This window comes from Streptococcus constellatus subsp. constellatus (assembly GCF_023167545.1).
GTDB classification, from domain to species: Bacteria; Bacillota; Bacilli; order Lactobacillales; family Streptococcaceae; genus Streptococcus; species Streptococcus constellatus.
On sequence record NZ_AP014647.1, the window covers coordinates 1,349,742 to 1,366,790 of the forward strand.

At 37.8% G+C, this 17,049-nt stretch carries 14 protein-coding genes and 3 pseudogenes; all 17 read right to left on the reverse strand.

The genetic code is table 11. From position 1 onward, the window contains the following. Positions 1-60: 60 nt before the first annotated feature. On the reverse strand, positions 61-1,605 hold the full coding sequence (gene cshA / locus SCSC_RS06545; RefSeq protein WP_006270613.1) for a degradosome RNA helicase CshA: 1,545 nt from the start codon (positions 1,603-1,605) through the stop codon (positions 61-63). 357 nt (positions 1,606-1,962) lie between these two features. After that, positions 1,963-2,822: pseudogene (locus SCSC_RS06550) on the reverse strand (IS982 family transposase). Positions 2,823-3,052: 230 nt separating this feature from the next. Continuing rightward, positions 3,053-3,960, reverse strand: a pseudogene (locus tag SCSC_RS06555) (magnesium transporter CorA family protein). A 179-nt stretch (positions 3,961-4,139) separates the two neighbouring features. Beyond that, the gene (locus tag SCSC_RS06560; RefSeq protein WP_006269747.1) at positions 4,140-5,684 is read right to left on the reverse strand and encodes a peptide chain release factor 3; all 1,545 of its coding nucleotides are present in this window, start codon (positions 5,682-5,684) and stop codon (positions 4,140-4,142) included. Between the two features lie 191 nt (positions 5,685-5,875). Further along, positions 5,876-6,196 (reverse strand): hypothetical protein, encoded by a 321-nt coding sequence (locus SCSC_RS06565; protein WP_006269768.1) that lies wholly within the window; start codon positions 6,194-6,196, stop codon positions 5,876-5,878. A gap of 11 nt (positions 6,197-6,207) precedes the next feature. Next, positions 6,208-6,615, reverse strand: a complete 408-nt coding sequence (locus SCSC_RS06570; RefSeq protein ID WP_006269756.1) for a helix-turn-helix transcriptional regulator — start codon at positions 6,613-6,615, stop codon at positions 6,208-6,210. Positions 6,616-6,750: 135 nt separating this feature from the next. After that, positions 6,751-7,436: pseudogene (locus tag SCSC_RS06575) on the reverse strand (YwaF family protein). Between the two features lie 6 nt (positions 7,437-7,442). Next, entirely contained in the window at positions 7,443-8,147 is a 705-nt protein-coding gene (locus tag SCSC_RS06580; RefSeq protein WP_006269761.1) for a YwaF family protein, read from the reverse strand. Positions 8,148-8,153: 6 nt separating this feature from the next. Next, positions 8,154-8,702 (reverse strand): DUF1697 domain-containing protein, encoded by a 549-nt coding sequence (locus tag SCSC_RS06585; RefSeq protein WP_080572552.1) that lies wholly within the window; start codon positions 8,700-8,702, stop codon positions 8,154-8,156. Continuing rightward, positions 8,692-10,062, reverse strand: coding sequence for a UDP-N-acetylmuramoyl-tripeptide--D-alanyl-D-alanine ligase (locus SCSC_RS06590; protein ID WP_006269741.1), 1,371 nt, complete (start codon positions 10,060-10,062; stop codon positions 8,692-8,694). Before SCSC_RS06590 ends, SCSC_RS06585 begins: the two co-directional genes overlap by 11 nt. 262 nt (positions 10,063-10,324) lie before the next feature. Then, positions 10,325-11,371, reverse strand: coding sequence for a D-alanine--D-alanine ligase (locus SCSC_RS06595; protein WP_037565728.1), 1,047 nt, complete (start codon positions 11,369-11,371; stop codon positions 10,325-10,327). 130 nt (positions 11,372-11,501) lie between these two features. Then, on the reverse strand, positions 11,502-12,098 hold the full coding sequence (gene recR / locus SCSC_RS06600) for a recombination mediator RecR (RefSeq protein WP_003068251.1): 597 nt from the start codon (positions 12,096-12,098) through the stop codon (positions 11,502-11,504). 10 nt (positions 12,099-12,108) lie between these two features. Then, positions 12,109-14,175, reverse strand: coding sequence for a penicillin-binding protein PBP2B (gene pbp2b / locus SCSC_RS06605; RefSeq protein ID WP_172459567.1), 2,067 nt, complete (start codon positions 14,173-14,175; stop codon positions 12,109-12,111). Positions 14,176-14,331: 156 nt separating this feature from the next. After that, positions 14,332-15,024, reverse strand: a complete 693-nt coding sequence (locus tag SCSC_RS06610) for a phosphoglycerate mutase (protein WP_003036126.1) — start codon at positions 15,022-15,024, stop codon at positions 14,332-14,334. Between the two features lie 137 nt (positions 15,025-15,161). Further along, on the reverse strand, positions 15,162-15,623 hold the full coding sequence (locus tag SCSC_RS06615; protein WP_003035860.1) for a Fur family transcriptional regulator: 462 nt from the start codon (positions 15,621-15,623) through the stop codon (positions 15,162-15,164). 168 nt (positions 15,624-15,791) lie between these two features. Beyond that, complete coding sequence (locus tag SCSC_RS06620) at positions 15,792-16,067, reverse strand: HU family DNA-binding protein (protein WP_003036014.1); 276 nt, start codon at positions 16,065-16,067, stop codon at positions 15,792-15,794. A gap of 128 nt (positions 16,068-16,195) precedes the next feature. Then, positions 16,196-17,029 carry a DegV family protein gene (locus SCSC_RS06625; RefSeq protein WP_006269763.1) on the reverse strand — a complete coding sequence of 278 codons (834 nt, stop codon included), beginning with the start codon at positions 17,027-17,029 and terminating at the stop codon, positions 16,196-16,198. Between the last annotated feature and the right edge of the window lie 20 nt (positions 17,030-17,049).

A 17,049-nucleotide genomic window follows, 5' to 3' on the forward strand; every position in this document is an offset into this window, starting at 1 on the left:
TACTGTCCCATTTTCGAGGTGCAGTTCCGAATGTTTATTCGCCTTTTTATTATTATATAGTTATTTATCACCTTTATTCCGAATCACAAAACCTGTTTTCTTCTCACTTGAAGTATTGCGTGGTTTCTTGTGCTCTTTGCGATAGCGTTTTTCTTTGTCAAAATACTCATTGCGACCGCCCTTTTTGTAATTGCCACGTCTGCTACCACGTTCACGACGATTTCCACCTTTATTATTCCGATTCCCCTTATTGGCACCAGAAACATATTTAAACGGTAGTGGTTTCTCACGCGCAATTTCCACTTCTGGAAGAGTATCTGGATCTTGCACCGTTAGGCTCAAGATATATAAGGCTAACTCTTCTGGCGTAAATTCAGCTGCTAGCTTACGAGCATCTTTACCAAATTTCTCAAAATTGCTACGAATGGTCTCATCTGCAAAATCTCGCTCAATCTTTTTGAGGGCTACTTTTTTCTTAGCTTGAAAGGCTTCTTCTGCAGTTGCTGGCTTCATACCTTTCATGCGTTTCTTGGTCAGATTTTCGATAATCTGCAGATAGCCCATTTCATTTGGAGCTACGAAAGTGATAGACTGACCTGACTTACCAGCACGACCAGTCCGACCAATCCGGTGAACATAGCTTTCTGGATCCTGCGGAATGTCGTAGTTGTAGACATGGGTCACACCAGAAATATCCAATCCACGTGCAGCTACATCTGTTGCAACAAGAACGTCTAGATTGCCATTCTTGAAATCACGAAGTACACGGAGGCGTTTTCCTTGGTCTAAATCGCCATGAATCCCTTCTGCTCGGAAACCACGAATCTTGAGACCACGAGTCAATTCATCTACTCGGCGTTTGGTACGCCCAAAAACAATAGAAAGTTCTGGCTGCTCTACATCCATAAGACGTGTCATGGTATCAAATTTTTCATTTTCCTTGACGCGGATATAGTACTGGTCTACCAGCTCAGTAGTCAGCTCTTTAGCTGCAATTTTCACATGTGTTGGTTCTTTCATAAACTTCACACCAATCTGCTTGATAGCATCCGGCATGGTTGCTGAAAAGAGAAGGGTCTGACGGTCTTCTGGCACACGGGAAATGATAGACTCAATATCTTCCAAAAAGCCCATGTTAAGCATTTCGTCTGCTTCATCTAAAATAAGCGTTTCTACATGATTGAGTTTCAACGCCTTACGCTTAATGAGGTCTAATAAACGCCCTGGGGTTCCTACGACAATGTGAGCACCTGATTTCAAAGCTTTAATTTGCTTTTCAATGCTAGACCCGCCATAAACTGAGCGGACTTTGACACCCTTACTACGACCAAATCTAAAGAGTTCTTCTTGACTCTGTACTGCTAATTCACGAGTCGGTGCAATAATCAGTGCCTGAACAGTTGGATCCTCTGTATCAATCTTTTCCAGAGTAGGAAAACCAAACGCAGCTGTTTTTCCAGTACCAGTCTGGGCTTGTCCAATGACGTCTTTTCCTGCCATAGCCAGCGGAATGGTCTGTTCTTGAATCGGGCTAGCTTCTACAAAACCAGCTTTGTCAATTTCTGCTAACAATTCAGCAGACAAATGTAATTCATTAAATTTCAATTTTTTCTTCTTTCTAAAAGGCAGTACGAAGCTACCTTATAAGACATTTTGGCTCTTCTTTTTATTAAAAATATGGTTTCTCAAATCGGAATACTAAAAAAGCGCCAACTTGGTCGCTAGTTACCATTAAACAGAAAAGCTTTTAGTTTTTGCAACCTACTTAGTATAACATAAAGAATAGTAAAAAGATAGAACTGATAGCGTTTTACTTGAAAATTAATTAGAAGTCTAATAGATACTATGATAAAATTAGCTTCTTCTCTTCTTTATACTTCCTTTAGATATTTAATTATAAAGAAATATTTAAAATGAGAACCATATAAAACAATTTACACTAATCATATAGTACTCACGTTGCTAGTTGACAAAAAATTCTAAATGGTAGGCTAAAAGAACCTGTTCAATCTCCAATTGCCATTCTGCTAAAGACCTAACAATCGGGTGCTCAATGTCAAACATTGCATTTAGAACAAAGATTCAAGTTTCAATAGTTCCTCGAATGGCTAGAATTGCAGGAATGTTACGCTCATCAATGCCCTCCATATTTTTACGAAGCGGCGTCCAAAGATGAATCCCCTTTGCCTCCAAGCGTTCTTTCAACTCTTTACTTAGGTATCCCAAATCTCCTAAAACGCGAGAATAAGGGACACGGTCTCCAGCAATTCTTCTGCTACCTGAATATCATGGACTGAGGCAAGGGTAACCAGATAATCCAAAATATAGCCCGACTCTGTCACCGCCAAATGCACTCTCAAACCGTAAGACCACATCTTTTTGGAAGCACAGTAGCCAATGTTGACCACCTTATTCAAGACCTTAATCCGATGATTTCTGACAGGCTGGAAAAGGAGGATTGGAAAGCTGTCAATGATGACCAATTCATCAAAATCCAGTTGATTGAAATAGGGGCGAATCAACCGAAGCAGGGGCGTCAGATAACGAGCACGGAGATAAAAGCGGCTTCTCTCCAGTCCGGTGAATCCGAAGAAATTGCAAATCAATTGGTAAAACCTTCGCTGTGACTTCATTCCAATTTCTGCCTGGAACAGCATTAAGGTCAAAACAGAAACATCTGAAACCTTGCATTGCTCTACATTCTTACGATGAACCAGCTCATCAGGAGCGATCTTTTGATATAAGTCACATCAGACTTCACGAAGCTGTGGCATACTGAGTTGAAGAGGATGACGACTCGGTGTATAATGGAAAGTGTCCATTTGGTTTACCTCTCTGCTTTTTTTCTTCACTTGCAGTGTACACCAAATGGGCTTTTTTGTGAAGTAAAATCAACTAGCAACAGGGGTATATAGTATTTTAAAACAAGACTTCTGTAAATTTGACAACTATACTTTGTGCCTATGTAAACAATATATCATTTCTTTTAAAATTTATCGGGACAAAACTAGAAACGATTATGATTTTGCTTCACTTCCTCATCTAGACAATTTTATTGTTTATTTACAAATCGCTTTAGAAACTGAACAAGAATAATCCAGAGTATAAAACTAATAAGCACAATATAGAGCCAAGCATTCTTATCACTTGACCAAGGCAGTGGCACATTCATTCCAAAGAATCCTGTAATAACTGCCAATACTGCCAATAAGACTGAAATAATAGTTAATAGAGCTAAATTATCGTTTAGATTGTTGTTCAAAATATTGTTGTACGAGCCTGACAATTGATTGAGAACTTGAGCAATCAAATCTGTCATAGCGACGAGTTGACGAGCTTCAATCATGACATCATCAAACTGCTCTTTTTCAATCTCATCTAAATGGCGATAAATGGCATGGCCTTTAATATGCTCCAAAAGCATGCGGTTCTGCTTGGTAGCAGCAACCAGATAGACCATAGAGGTTTCTAAATCAGCTAAAGCAAAGAGATTTTTTTAGTGGTTGTTTGGTGCAAAAGATGATTGATGTTATCTTTTGTTTCGTCCATTTGTTCAATCACAGGATAATAAGAATTACACACTAATTCTAAACTAGCAAATAGAAATTTGTAAACTGTAACTGGTTCATGGTGTTCAACATAATTTTTCATCATATCTACAACATAAGTATTTTCCTTATTGCTAATGGTAATGAGCCGATCCTGCTGTACCACAAAGGTCATAGGGACTGTTTCATAGTAATTTTTAGCTCTTTTTAAATTGAGTACATTGAAAATAAAAACAACTGTTCCTGTCTCACGATTGTAGTCCATGTGGGCGCGTTCATTTTTATCCAGTGCATACTCAATTGTTTCTTCATCAATATTGTATTTTGTATAAGAACCTGGGTGTTGACTCAAAATATCTGCATCCAAATTTATCCAGGCCATTCCACTCTGTAATTTCTTTTCGATAAACACTACTTTCCCCTTTCACTATCAATGGAAAAGGACTGAGAGAAGAAAGCTCAATCCTTAGGAAAATTTAATATATACAATTCAGTAAATTTTTATATCCCGTAGCAACTAATTTAGCGAGCCGATTTTATTATAACTATGATGCTGCTATACACGGTCTGTAATCAGATAGTTTTGGTACGTCACATCTTCTCTTCTAACTTGACATCCGGATACTTGTCCGCAAACCAGCGAAGAGCAAAGTCATTTTCAAAAAGAAAGACAGGCTGGTCAAAGCGATCTTTAGCTAAGATATTGCGACTTGAGGACATACGCTCATCCAGGTCATCTGGTGAAATCCACCGAACTGTCTTTTTACCCATTGGGCTCATAACCACTTCAGCATTGTATTCATTTTCCATGCGATGCTTGAAGACCTCAAACTGGAGCTGACCGACAGCTCCTAGCATATACTTGCCAGTTTGGTAATTGGTATAAAGCTGAATGGCCCCCTCTTGTACCAGCTGTTCAATCCCCTTATGGAAGGATTTTTGCTTCATGACATTCTTGGCTGCAACCTTCATAAAAATCTCTGGTGTAAAGGTTGGCAAAGGTTCAAATTCAAACTTGTTCTTGCCCACAGTCAGGGTATCACCAACCTGATAAGTCCCGGTATCGTAAACTCCGATGATATCACCTGCCACAGCATTGGTGACATTTTCCCGGCTTTCGGCCATAAACTGGGTGACATTAGACAGCTTAGCGGACTTTCCGGTACGAGGCAGGTTGACACTCATACCGCGCTCAAACTCACCAGAAACGATACGGACAAAGGCAATACGATCGCGGTGGCGCGGATCCATATTGGCCTGAATTTTAAATACAAAACCTGAAAAGTCTGGGCTGAGCGGCTCGACTACCTCACCGTCTGTCTTCTTATGGCCATGTGGTTCCGGAGCAAACTTAAGGAAAGTTTCTAAGAAAGTCTGCACGCCAAAGTTGGTCAAGGCTGAACCGAAGAAAACCGGGGTCAATTTACCAGCTAAAATCGCTTCTTCTGAAAATTCATTTCCAGCTTCTTGTAAGAGTTCGATATCCTCCTTGACCTGATCATAGAAAGGATTGGAAGCAAAAAGTTTATCCCCATCTTCCAAAGAAGCAAAACGCTCATCGCCTTTGTACAGTTCTAGACGTTCATTATAGAGATCATAGAGACCCTCAAAACTTTTTCCCATACCGATTGGCCAGTTCATTGGGTAGCTAGCAATGCCTAGAATTTCTTCCAGTTCTTCCAGTAGATCTAAAGGTTCGCGGCCATCTCGATCCAGCTTGTTCATAAAGGTGAAGACTGGGATATTGCGATGTTTGACAACCTCAAAGAGCTTCTTGGTCTGTGCCTCAATACCTTTAGCTGAGTCAATGACCATGACCGCTGCATCCACCGCCATCAAGGTTCGATAAGTATCTTCTGAAAAATCCTCATGCCCCGGCGTATCCAGAATATTAACCCGTTTGCCATCGTAATCAAACTGCATGACAGAGGACGTCACAGAAATTCCCCGCTGCTTCTCAATATCCATCCAGTCGGACTTGGCAAAGTTTCCAGTCTTTTTCCCCTTGACTGTCCCAGCCTCACGAATCTCGCCCCCAAAGTAGAGCAGCTGCTCAGTAATGGTCGTCTTCCCTGCGTCCGGGTGGGAAATAATAGCAAAAGTCCGTCGCTTCTTAATTTCTTCTTGTAAAGTCATCTTTTTCTCTTTCTTTCATTTTAGAATAATCGTGAATGTTAGCATCTACTTTTTATCTTTACATCGGAATCCTTGATCCTTTCAACTTATCCATTATAGCGGATTTAGCACTTTTTTTCAATAATCTAGAGAAGATAAAAATCGCCCTCTCGGGCGATTAATTTTATTTTTTTCGATAGTCGAGACTTCTATTAAAATCTCACAAGCACACTAGCAAAGAGAAAAATCGCTAAGATAACCATTAACATCAGTAAATAGATTAACCGTTGTTTCCTCGTTTGAAGTTCTTCTGTTTCTTCTGCTGTCATGGAAAAAACGGCCTTGTTCCGTTTTAATAGGTACAAAATCAATCCTTCTCCTCGTTGACCACCAGTCGTTAAGAAAGCCCAAAATTTGGGGTGTTTCATCCCGCGAACCGCAGCATCTAATTCAACCAATTTAAATAATTGATAAACAAACAGTCCGTTTGTTACGATAAGCAAACCAATCAAGGTCAACAGATACCAAGTCATGATAAAACCTCCTATATTTTGCGAATAATCTGCACCAAGATATACCCACTTGTCCCAGTCACCAGCGCCACCGCTAACAAGGTCAACAGATAACTCTTAGAGATTGGAGTGACAAAAATGAAGAAAAGGAATAATAAACAAATATTACATATAAAGGCTAGTAAAATCTTTCGATTACTCTTAACAGTATTAGTGGAATCTTCTAAGTGCTGAATCATATGCTCATATCCTTTCAACAATTCATCCAAACTAACCTGATACAAATCACTTAACTGTAAAACATATAAAATATCCGGATAAAATTTTTCTGTTTCCCAATTTGAGATAGTTTGTCTAGATACATTTAATTCTTCTGCGACACTTTCTTGTGTCAGGCCACATATTTGCCGCGCTTCTTTTAATTTTTTACCAATTTCCATTATCTCTCTCCTATCTTTCTACTTTTATTTTACTATTTTCTTTCATAAAATCTAGCAAAATTTTTTTACATTGCACAAAATAGTGGAAAAAATCCTGCCAAGTAAATTTGACAGGAAAATAAATATTGAGATGTATCAGTTTGAAATTATTTTTGATTTCTTTTTCCATCGCCTTTTAAATATTTCATCAAGAAGAATTAAGGTGACAGACAGTATGGTTGAAACAACCAAATAATTAAACAAAATATTCTCCCCTTTAATAAAAGGTGGGTGTGTCATAAGACCATAGTTGCCACCTGTCAAATGATTAACCCCTACTAAAAATAAATCTAATGCAAAAGTATAAAAAAGAATCTGATATTTTTTTAGTGCTTTCTTATCATACGAATTCATCAGATACACAAGGGAATTACCCAGCAAGGCATAATGAGCAATCAAGAAAGAAAAGCTCGTAATATGCGGAAGAAAATCATAAGGGTCAAAGACCGGATAGCCCAAAGCAAATACCGCACCGCTTACTCCCATTAAAGCAAAATACTGTTTGATTCGCCAGTTGTCTGGTAAAAAAACAACAGCAAGCATGGCTAAACGACAATGATAAAGGGGTAAACTATTGGCTAGTGGTAATCGAAAGCCAATATACCATGTATAAAGAACAACTAACTGTATAATTTATCCATTTAAACGTTTCTACAATATATGGATTATCATGATTTTTTACAGCAGTATAAATAGACAAAGATAAATGCAATCATCAAACCATGCCAAAACATCGGTATCAGGGACGGTTCTGTTTTGTGAGTCGTTAAAAAACTATTCACTATAACTTAATTTTCCTGTCTGACTGTTTCTTCTTGTTCTTGCTTAAGCTGTATTTGTTTAAAGACCAGAGAAATCATCCAAATAGCTAAAATCAGAGGCAATGACACCAACAGATAATTGCTAATTATCCCATGATCACCTACTAAAGGCGGCTCCTTCAAAAAACCATAATTTCCACCACTCACAAAATTTACAAATAATAACAAGAGATTCATAGCAAAACTAATCTCTACAATTCTCCGCAAGTCCAATTGCTTACTATCATAATGATTCATCAAATACGTGAGAGAATTCCCCAAAAGAGCATAGTGACCAATCAGATAGGATACTAAGGTAATATGAGGAAAAGTAAATGGATCAAACAAAGGATAAATCAAGGCACAAATAGGCCCAAATACTCCTAAAAGAGCAAAATATTGTTTATAAACTGAGGAATCAGGCAGAAACAAAATAGCAAACATCGCCAATCTACAATGATAAAAAGGAAGTGCCTCAGATAGTGGTGACAAAGTGGCGACATACCAGCTATAAAGCATTAGAATTTGGAATCCTTGTACAAATTTTAAAATAATTTGATAACGCTTATTTTGATGATATTTTACAGCACTGTACATGATGTAAATGATTCCCAAAAACATCATTCCATACCAAAACGGGGTTAATTGTGGTGCCTCTGTTTTATGACTTGTAAAAAATTCTTGTAAATTCATCTCTTACTAATCCATCCTATTGATTAATTTTTTTATTATAGTTAGTTTTCTCGTTGTGGCAACAGTCCCTAGTTTCTTTTCGAGAAAATTATTATTTAACTTCTTTATTCTAGCATCTCTTGGTAGATACATATAAAGGCAAGTTTCTCCAACTGCAAATATTTCATCTGTAAAGTTCATTTCTCTCACTTCTGTCAATCGCTCTGTCGAAATATGACTGTTTGTAAAAACCAGATGAATCCGTGATGAATCCAATTCCTCAGGGAAAGGATTTTGCAAGATAGCTTTTTCTAAATCCGATTTTTCTTTTACAATAATGGCTAAATTTGCGCCGATTTTCTCTAAAATCAATTGATGAATATGTCGAGCCAATTCTTTAGCAGATATACTCGTTTCACAAATCACATTACCTGATTGAATATAGCTTGAAACATTATCTAAACTAGATGTTTCCAACAATTGAACTAAGTCACTCATCTTAGGAATTCGATTTGGTCCCATAGGCATCACACCGCGAAGAAGAGCAAGATACTGCACCTGATGCTTACACCTCATTCTCCAATTCCTCTACTAGGTTAGCTAAATTCATAGAGTTACTTCCTTTTATCAACACTTGATCTGCTGGTTGGAGCACTTTTTTAATCGCTTTTACTAAGGCCGGAAACTGGTCTTTTTCAGCATTTTTTACAAAATAATGAACTTTCTCTGGTGGGAAAATTTCCTGAGCATAGGCAAAAAGCGCAGCCATATCCTCTCCGTAGAGAAATATTTCTGAGAGAATTTCCGGATTTAGACTAGTTATCATAGCACCATGCATTTGTTTAGACTCAGCCCCCAGCTCCTTCATATCAGCCAAAACAACCACTTTCTGACCATTTTCATTACAAGGAATCGTTGAAAAAGTCTCCAAAATCAGACGCATAGCTGTTGGATTCGCATTATAAACATCTGAGAGGATATCAGCTCCATTTTTAGCTTTTTTCCATTCAGTGCGATTTCGCGTTAATTCAAGGGTCAAAAAAGCTTTTTGAATGACCTCTTCTGTCACCCCTTCTTTTAAAGCTACATAGGTTGCAACCATAGCATTAGTCGCATTGTATTTTCCAGTTACTGGAAGGTCAATAGCACTAGTTAAAAAGTTGGTCTCAAAGGTCAAGCTATCTTTTCGTTCTTCTAATTTTGTTAGACAAATATCTTCGTCTGGACCAAAACGAACAACATTTTGCTGACTTGGTAAAAAGTCATTGATAATTTTGTCCGCTGGGACAACTAAAAGAGCCCCATTTTTCATACCGTCAGCGATTTGTAGCTTTCCTTTTGCAATTTCATGACGGCTTTTAAAAAATTCTAGATGTGCTTCACCAATTAAAGTCACTATGCCTACTTTTGGCTGAGCGATAGTAGATAAAAGATGAATATCCCCCATGTGATCCTGCCCCATTTCCAGAACCAACTTTTCAGTATCATCTGGCATATGCAAGATCGTATAAGGAAGACCAATTTCATTATTGTAGTTTCCTTGCGTTTTGTAAGTCTTATAAGCCATTGACAAGAGGTGAGCCAGCATGTCTTTGGTCGTCGTCTTACCATTAGAACCTGTGACTGCAAAAACATCTACCTTCATCTTTTCCAGATAATACCGTGCCAAATGCTGCAGTGCTGCTAATACATCATCTACTAAAATATAAGGATAGTCTTCCAATTCTTTTTCTGACAAGGTTGCCACAGCTCCATTTTCAAACGCTGTCGCAATAAAGTCATGCCCATCACGCGCGCCCTTAAGAGGCAGAAACAAATCTCCCTCTCCAATCAATCGGCTGTCAAATTCTGCCTTTCTAAATGTACAATCTGGAAATAGATGAACATCATTTTTAGCTTTCAAAACAGAAGCCACTTCATAGAACGTTAATTGCATTTTTATCCCCTACTTATCTTAAATATCTCTAACTCTCTCATTATACCACAGAAAAACCGACTTTTACAGATTCACTAAAAGATATAGCAAAATAACAGAAAAAAATGAAAAGACAGGAGCAATGTTATTCCTGTCTTGTTTTATGACTGCAAAAAGCTCTTATATTGATGCTATGGCTAATTGCTCAAAGCAAAGCTTTAAGATTCAGACAAAGCTTACGACTTATTCGCTTTTCAAACTTGGAAGAGTACCTGCTCTTATCTCATAGTAAATGCTTTTCACGTTTTGTAAACATTTCTTGAGCTAACCGAACCAATTTTTCAATCAAATCCGTATAAGAAATGCCCATATTTTCCCAAAGCAGGGGATACATAGACCACTGTGTGAATCCAGGCATCGTGTTTAACTCATTAAGGAAAATCTCGCCCTTATCAGTATAAAAGAAATCGCAGCGAGCTAAACCAACACCGCCAATAGCATGGAAAGCTTTTTCTGCATATTGCCGCATAGTGACAATGACATCTTCAGAGAGTTTTGCAGGAATATCCATGGTGATTTTGTTGTCAATGTACTTGGCTTCGTAGTCATAGAAAGCAACATCTTTCACTACCTCACCTGGCCAACTGCTTTTGGCTCCTTCATTTCCAAGTAAACCAACTTCAATTTCACGCGCATTGACACCTTGCTCAATCAAGACACGGCTATCATATTTGAAAGCCAATTCAAGAGCAGAACGCAATTCATCTTGATTTTCAGACTTAGAAATGCCGACACTAGAGCCCATATTTGACGGTTTTGTAAAAACTGGATAAGTTAGATTTGCCTCTACTTCTGCAATCTTTTCGTCTATATTTTCCCCTTCAATCACTGCTACATAGGGAACTTGCGGAATGCCAGCAGAAGCTAACACTCGTTTTGTTGTGATTTTGTCCATGGCAACACTAGAAGAAAGGATATTACAACCCACATAAGGCATTTTCAACACTTCAAGAAATCCTTGGATAGACCCGTCTTCTCCCATTGGACCATGAAGAACGGGGAACACAGTAGCACCTTCTTCGTAAATATCACTCGGCTTCATTTTTTGACTCTCAATGACGGTATCATTTGTCATCAATTTTTCATCATCAGCAGGTTTGCTTGAAAATTCTTGCGTCTTGATAAAATCACCTGCTTGTGTGATGAAATAAGTCTTGACAAAAAATTTGTCATAATTAATCGCACGCATGACACTCTCTGCTGATAAGACAGAGACTTTTCTTTCCGCACTGCGTCCGCCGTAAAGAAGAATGATTTGTTGTTTTGACATTTTCATACCTAACCTTCTCATCTTAAAAGAAATCTACAAATTTAATCGCCTTTTAGTATACCATATTTTAGCTTGTTTTTGAACAGAAACAGAGCTTTCATTTTCTTTTAAACAAAGCTCTATCACCCTTTTACAACTCCGTACGATTCTCAATAGCTCGAAGCAAAGTCACTTCATCTGCATATTCAATATCAGATCCAACTGCTAATCCACGGGCTAGTCGCGTCACTTTGATACCAGCTGGCTTTAACACCCGCGAGATATACATGGAAGTTGCTTCTCCATCTGCTGTAGCATTGGTCGCTACAATCACTTCAGCCACCTCACTATCCATTAACCGTGTAATCAAACTTTTCAGATTGATGTCATCAGGTCCGACACCATTCATAGGAGAAATCAATCCTTGCAAAACATGGTATAAACCATGGTATTCTTGGATATTTTCCATAGCAGATACATCTCGACTATCTTCTACAACCAAAATAGTAGATTGATCACGGGTCTCATCGGTACAGATAGCACAAGGATCATCATCCGTTAAATTGCCACAAATAGAGCAATAGGTTAGCTCACGTTTGGCTGCAAGTAAATTTTTAGCAAATTCATTGACATCATCATCACTCATGCCAATCGTATAAAAAGCCAAGCGTGTTGCTGTTTTTATGCCAATTCCTGGTAATTTTGAAAAACTTTCAATTAATTTCGCAATCGGTGTTGGATAAAGCATAATTCCCTCTCTAATTCATCGGATGCTGTTGATGATATAAATTAATAATATCACGTGTAATGCTATGGCTAACGGTTGAAGATAAGTCTGTATTATGTGGAAAAACAACTGCAACTGCAATTTGCGGATTGTTACTTGGTGCATAAGCAACAACGTTTGTATTGATGGCTTCCTGTTTTCCATTATTGACAAACGTTTCTGCTGTCCCTGTTTTCGCACTGATTGGCACTGCTTCACCTTGAGATAAAGTATGCCCTGTTGTAAAGCCGCTTGTTCCATGTACTACTTGGTAAAAACCTCGACGAATCAAATCCATGTTGTCTTTTGAAATGTCCACTTTATTTAACTCTTTGGTGGCTTTTCCTTCAATTAATTTTCCAAGACCACCTTTTTCATTATTGTCATAAATTCCTTCCACTAAGTGTGGTGCGATACGAGTACCACCATTAGCTACCGTTGCAGCATACTGAGCTAATTGCATCGGTGTATAGTTATCAAACTGGCCAAAAGCATTGGTTAAATAGTTTGCAAACGTATATTTTTTAGGAGTATAGCCTTCGGACTCACTTGGTAAATCAATTCCTGTAGATGCTCCTAATCCATATTGCGCAAAAGTTTTACGCAATTTGTCCATAGAGGAATTCAAATTTTTCAAATCAATCGTCATATTAGGCGAATAAGGGGTTCCCATCATATTCAACGCTAGTTGAACCATATAAGTATTGGATGAATATTCTAATGCCTCTAAAGCTGTAATTTGTCGAGGGCCATACTGAGTAAACCAAGAAGTGATTGCTGAGGAACCTCCAAAAGAAATCGGTTGATCTGTCAGAACTTGGTTACCTGTGATAGCTCCACTTCCCCAACCTGCTGTCAAAGTCGCACCCTTAACAACCGAACCAGGCACAAAGTTATTCATAATGGTACCAAGTGAATCGGCTGTCAATTCTCCAGTATCAATATTATGTTTTAAACCCGCCATTGCTAGAATAGCACCCGTTTTTGGATTCATAGCAACAGCATAAACACCCTCAGAATATGTCGCATGACCGTTCGCTAATTCTGCACTGAAATACCTTCTCAAAATATCTTCCACACCATTTTGGAAAGTCAAATCCATCGTTAATTTCAGATTATTTCCCTTACTACCATTGGAAATATTTTTCACGCTTTCCATATTTCCATTTTTATCAAGATTGATTTCTTTGACTGCGCGTTTTCCTTGAAGTGTAGACTCATATTGTTTTTCCAAATAACTCGTCCCAACACGATCATTAAGAGAATAGCCTTTTTTCAAATAAGCATTCACTTCTTCTGCGGGTAGCCCTGCCTTTTCACTTGAAACGCTTCCGATGATAGAAGCCAAAGAAGTATCCAACACTTTCCTGTCCCAGCTGGTGGTAATACTGATACCAGACAGTTCTTTCGAGCTAGAGGCGATTGTCGCAATTTGGTCAGGAGACAAATCGTCTGTTCGGATATTTCCCGTCTCAAAATTTGCAATAGCATTCATTTGACTAAACAAATAAATAACTTTTTTATCTTCATTTGAGTAGTTTAATTTGACCACATCAACACTTTTAACGGCATTACTATAAATCTTCGACTCTGTCAAACGATTTCCATCTGCACTATACTTTTTATTTTTAGGCAGTTGATTGACGACCTTCTTATAAACCTCGCTATCTGCCAAATAATAATCGACCTGTTGTCGCTCAGTAACGTCTGCATTGGAAATGGAAACTAACGGCAGTAATTTTTGAGCAATTTCTTTAATCGTTTCAGCTCTCATTTTATTGCTACGCGTAAAGGAAACGACTTGCTTGGTTGTATTTTCCACCAAAGGTTTTCCACTTGCATCATAAATTTGCCCACGAACAGAGCTAGTTGTTACTTTGGTTTTGCTGGCAGTCGCCAATTTTTTTGTATAAAATTCCCTATGCACAACTTGCATATAGCCCAAACGAACAATCAAACTCATAAACAATAAAATCACAATCCCAAATAACAAATTGAGCCGTCTAGGAATGGAATGACTATCAAATTTTCTTTTTTTCTTAAACATGTTTTCTCTCATTCTAGTCAAAATGCTACCTTTTATTGTACCACAAATCCAAGAAAATGAAGTCAAGTAAAATGGAAACACTGATAAAAAACACAGCTAAACCAATTAGAATTTTGCACAATATCAAAAAGCTCTGTTTACGCAGAGCTTCTTAATATTTTATTGGGCTTATTTTCCAAGATAGTATTCTTTTACAAGATTCAATTTATCATCAAATTCAAATACAAGCGGTGGGAAATTAGGAATTTCCACATTCATGATTTCATCATCTGATAATTGTTTGATGTGTTTTACAAGAGCGCGGATTGAGTTACCATGCGCACCTACAAACACATTTTTACCATCTTTCAAAGCTGGAGCAATTTTATCTTCCCAGAATGGAAGAGCACGTTCCAAAGTAACTTTCAAGTTTTCCGCATCTGGAATCACTGAATCATCAAGGTTTGCATAGCGACGGTCAGTATGTGCTGAATATTGATCATCTTTTGCCATAGCTGGTGGCAATACATCATAAGAACGACGCCAAATATGAACTTGTTCGTCACCCCATTTTTCAGCTGCTTCAGCTTTATTTTGACCTGTCAAACCGCCATAATGACGTTCATTCAAGCGCCATGATTTTTCAACTGGCACCCAAAGTTGACCTGCCGCTTCAAGAGCAAGATTTGTTGTTTTGATAGCACGTGTCAAAACAGATGTGTAAGCTTGGTCAAACTCAATACCAGCTTCTTTAATCAATTTACCAGCATCAATCGCTTGTTGCGTCCCTTTTTCAGACAAATCAACATCAGCCCAACCAGTAAAGAGGTTAGCTTTATTCCATTCAGACTCACCATGGCGAGCAAAAACTAATTTTACCATTAGATATCTCCTTTGATTTTTGAAAACTGTCTTACAGTCATTTTATATTTTACAAAATTTTTCATAAAAAATCTAGTAGCAATAGGAGAATATTTGATTTTTACTGTTTTCTTTATTCAAACAGTGTATCTATTTACTCAGCTATCTCCTAAACAATCAGCACAAATTCCATATATCAGCACTTTGGTTTTTGTGATCTTATAACCTGTCTGCTTTTCAGCTTCACGTCTCAGATCAGGTAGGTCCACATCTTCAAAGTCTGCAATTCGTCCACATTTTTCGCAGACAATATTCAGATGTTCATGCCCCATAAAATCAAAATAGGTCGTATTGTCATTCTTTATCTTGATTTCTTCCACAAAACCCTCTTCAATCAATACTTTCAGATTATTATAGACCGTTGCTAGGCTCATGTTAGGAAACTCAGGCCTCAAATCTTGATAAATCTTTTCTGCACTAGGATGCGCATGCGTCCAAATCATATAGGCAATAACCGCCTTTCGAGTCTCTGTAATACGCACACCTTTCACTTTTAACCGTTGAATAACATTTTCATAATCACTTTGATCTTTAATTTCTAAATAAGGATGTAAATTCATGCCTACCTACTCATAATTGTTTTTTCTTATTATATCATGAAATTAAGAGAATACGTATTTAGAATGATTGTAAATAAATGCAAATGATCAGCTTTTGTCTTTCAAAACATAAGAAAAACCTATTGCACAACGCCGAAACGTTGATACAATAGGCTTTTTATCGTTGAATTATTTAACAGCGTCTTTAAGAGCTTTACCTGCTTTGAATGCTGGCACTTTAGAAGCTGCGATTGTGATTTCTTTACCAGTTTGTGGGTTACGACCTTTACGAGCTGCACGTTCACGAACTTCAAAGTTACCAAAACCGATCAATTGAACTTTTTCACCAGCTGAAAGGAATTCAGTTACTGCTGCAAATACCGCATCAACTGCTGCTGCTGAATCTTTCTTAGTCAATTCTGTAGCTTCTGCTACTTTTGCAATCAAATCTTGTTTGTTAGCCATTTAACAAATCCTCCAAAATATTTTATGAATTAGTAGTCACTAACTCTAACAAGTATTATCATATCTAAAAAATGTTATTAGGTCAAGCACAAAACGAACTTTTTTCAATTTTTCCAAAAATATCAAACTTATTCATAGCGAACGAGGATTGCCCACGCATTTTCACCTGTATGTGTTTGAATAATAGAACCAGTCTCCAAAACAGAAATCGTTTTTTCCACACACGGTTGCAAAATCTGTTTCATTTCGTTCGCCAATTCGGCAGTTCCTGCATACGAAATTCCAATCTCTGCTACTTTTTTATCCTTCAGACTTACAGCCAAATCATTGACCCATTTTTTAAAAGTTTTTACGCCCCGCCCCTTTACAATTGGTTGTAGTTCATGCTGTTTCATCTGCATCACCACTCGAATATTCAGAAGCGAGCTGAGAAGTCCTGTTACACGACCAATGCGACCTCCTTTTACAAGATTTTCAAGAGTCGATACACCGATATAAAGTTCCGTTTTTTCACGCACTTCTTCAATTTTTGCCAAAATATCTTCTAAATCAGCACCTGCCTTGGCTAATTTGGCAGCTTCTACCACTTGAAACTTCAAAGCTTGATCTGTAAAAGAGCTATCAATGACTGTGACATCGACGTTTGATAAAGTGGCACCTTGACGGGCGGCTTCAACTGTTCCAGATAAAGCATGGGACATATGAATTGAAATGATTTTATCAGCATGTTCACCCAATCGTTCAAAAACCTCTGCAAAGACGCCGACGGGCGGTTGACTTGTTTTAGGAAGATTTTTACTGGACTGCATCAAGCGAAGAAATTCTCCTTCTTTCAGATCAGCATCGGAATAAACAACACCATCTACCATTACAGACAAAGGGACGATTGTAATCTCTAAATCCTCTACAATTTGCGGTTCAATCGTAATAGATGAATCCGTTACAATTTTGATTTTTGTCATGTTTTTCCTACTTTATAAAT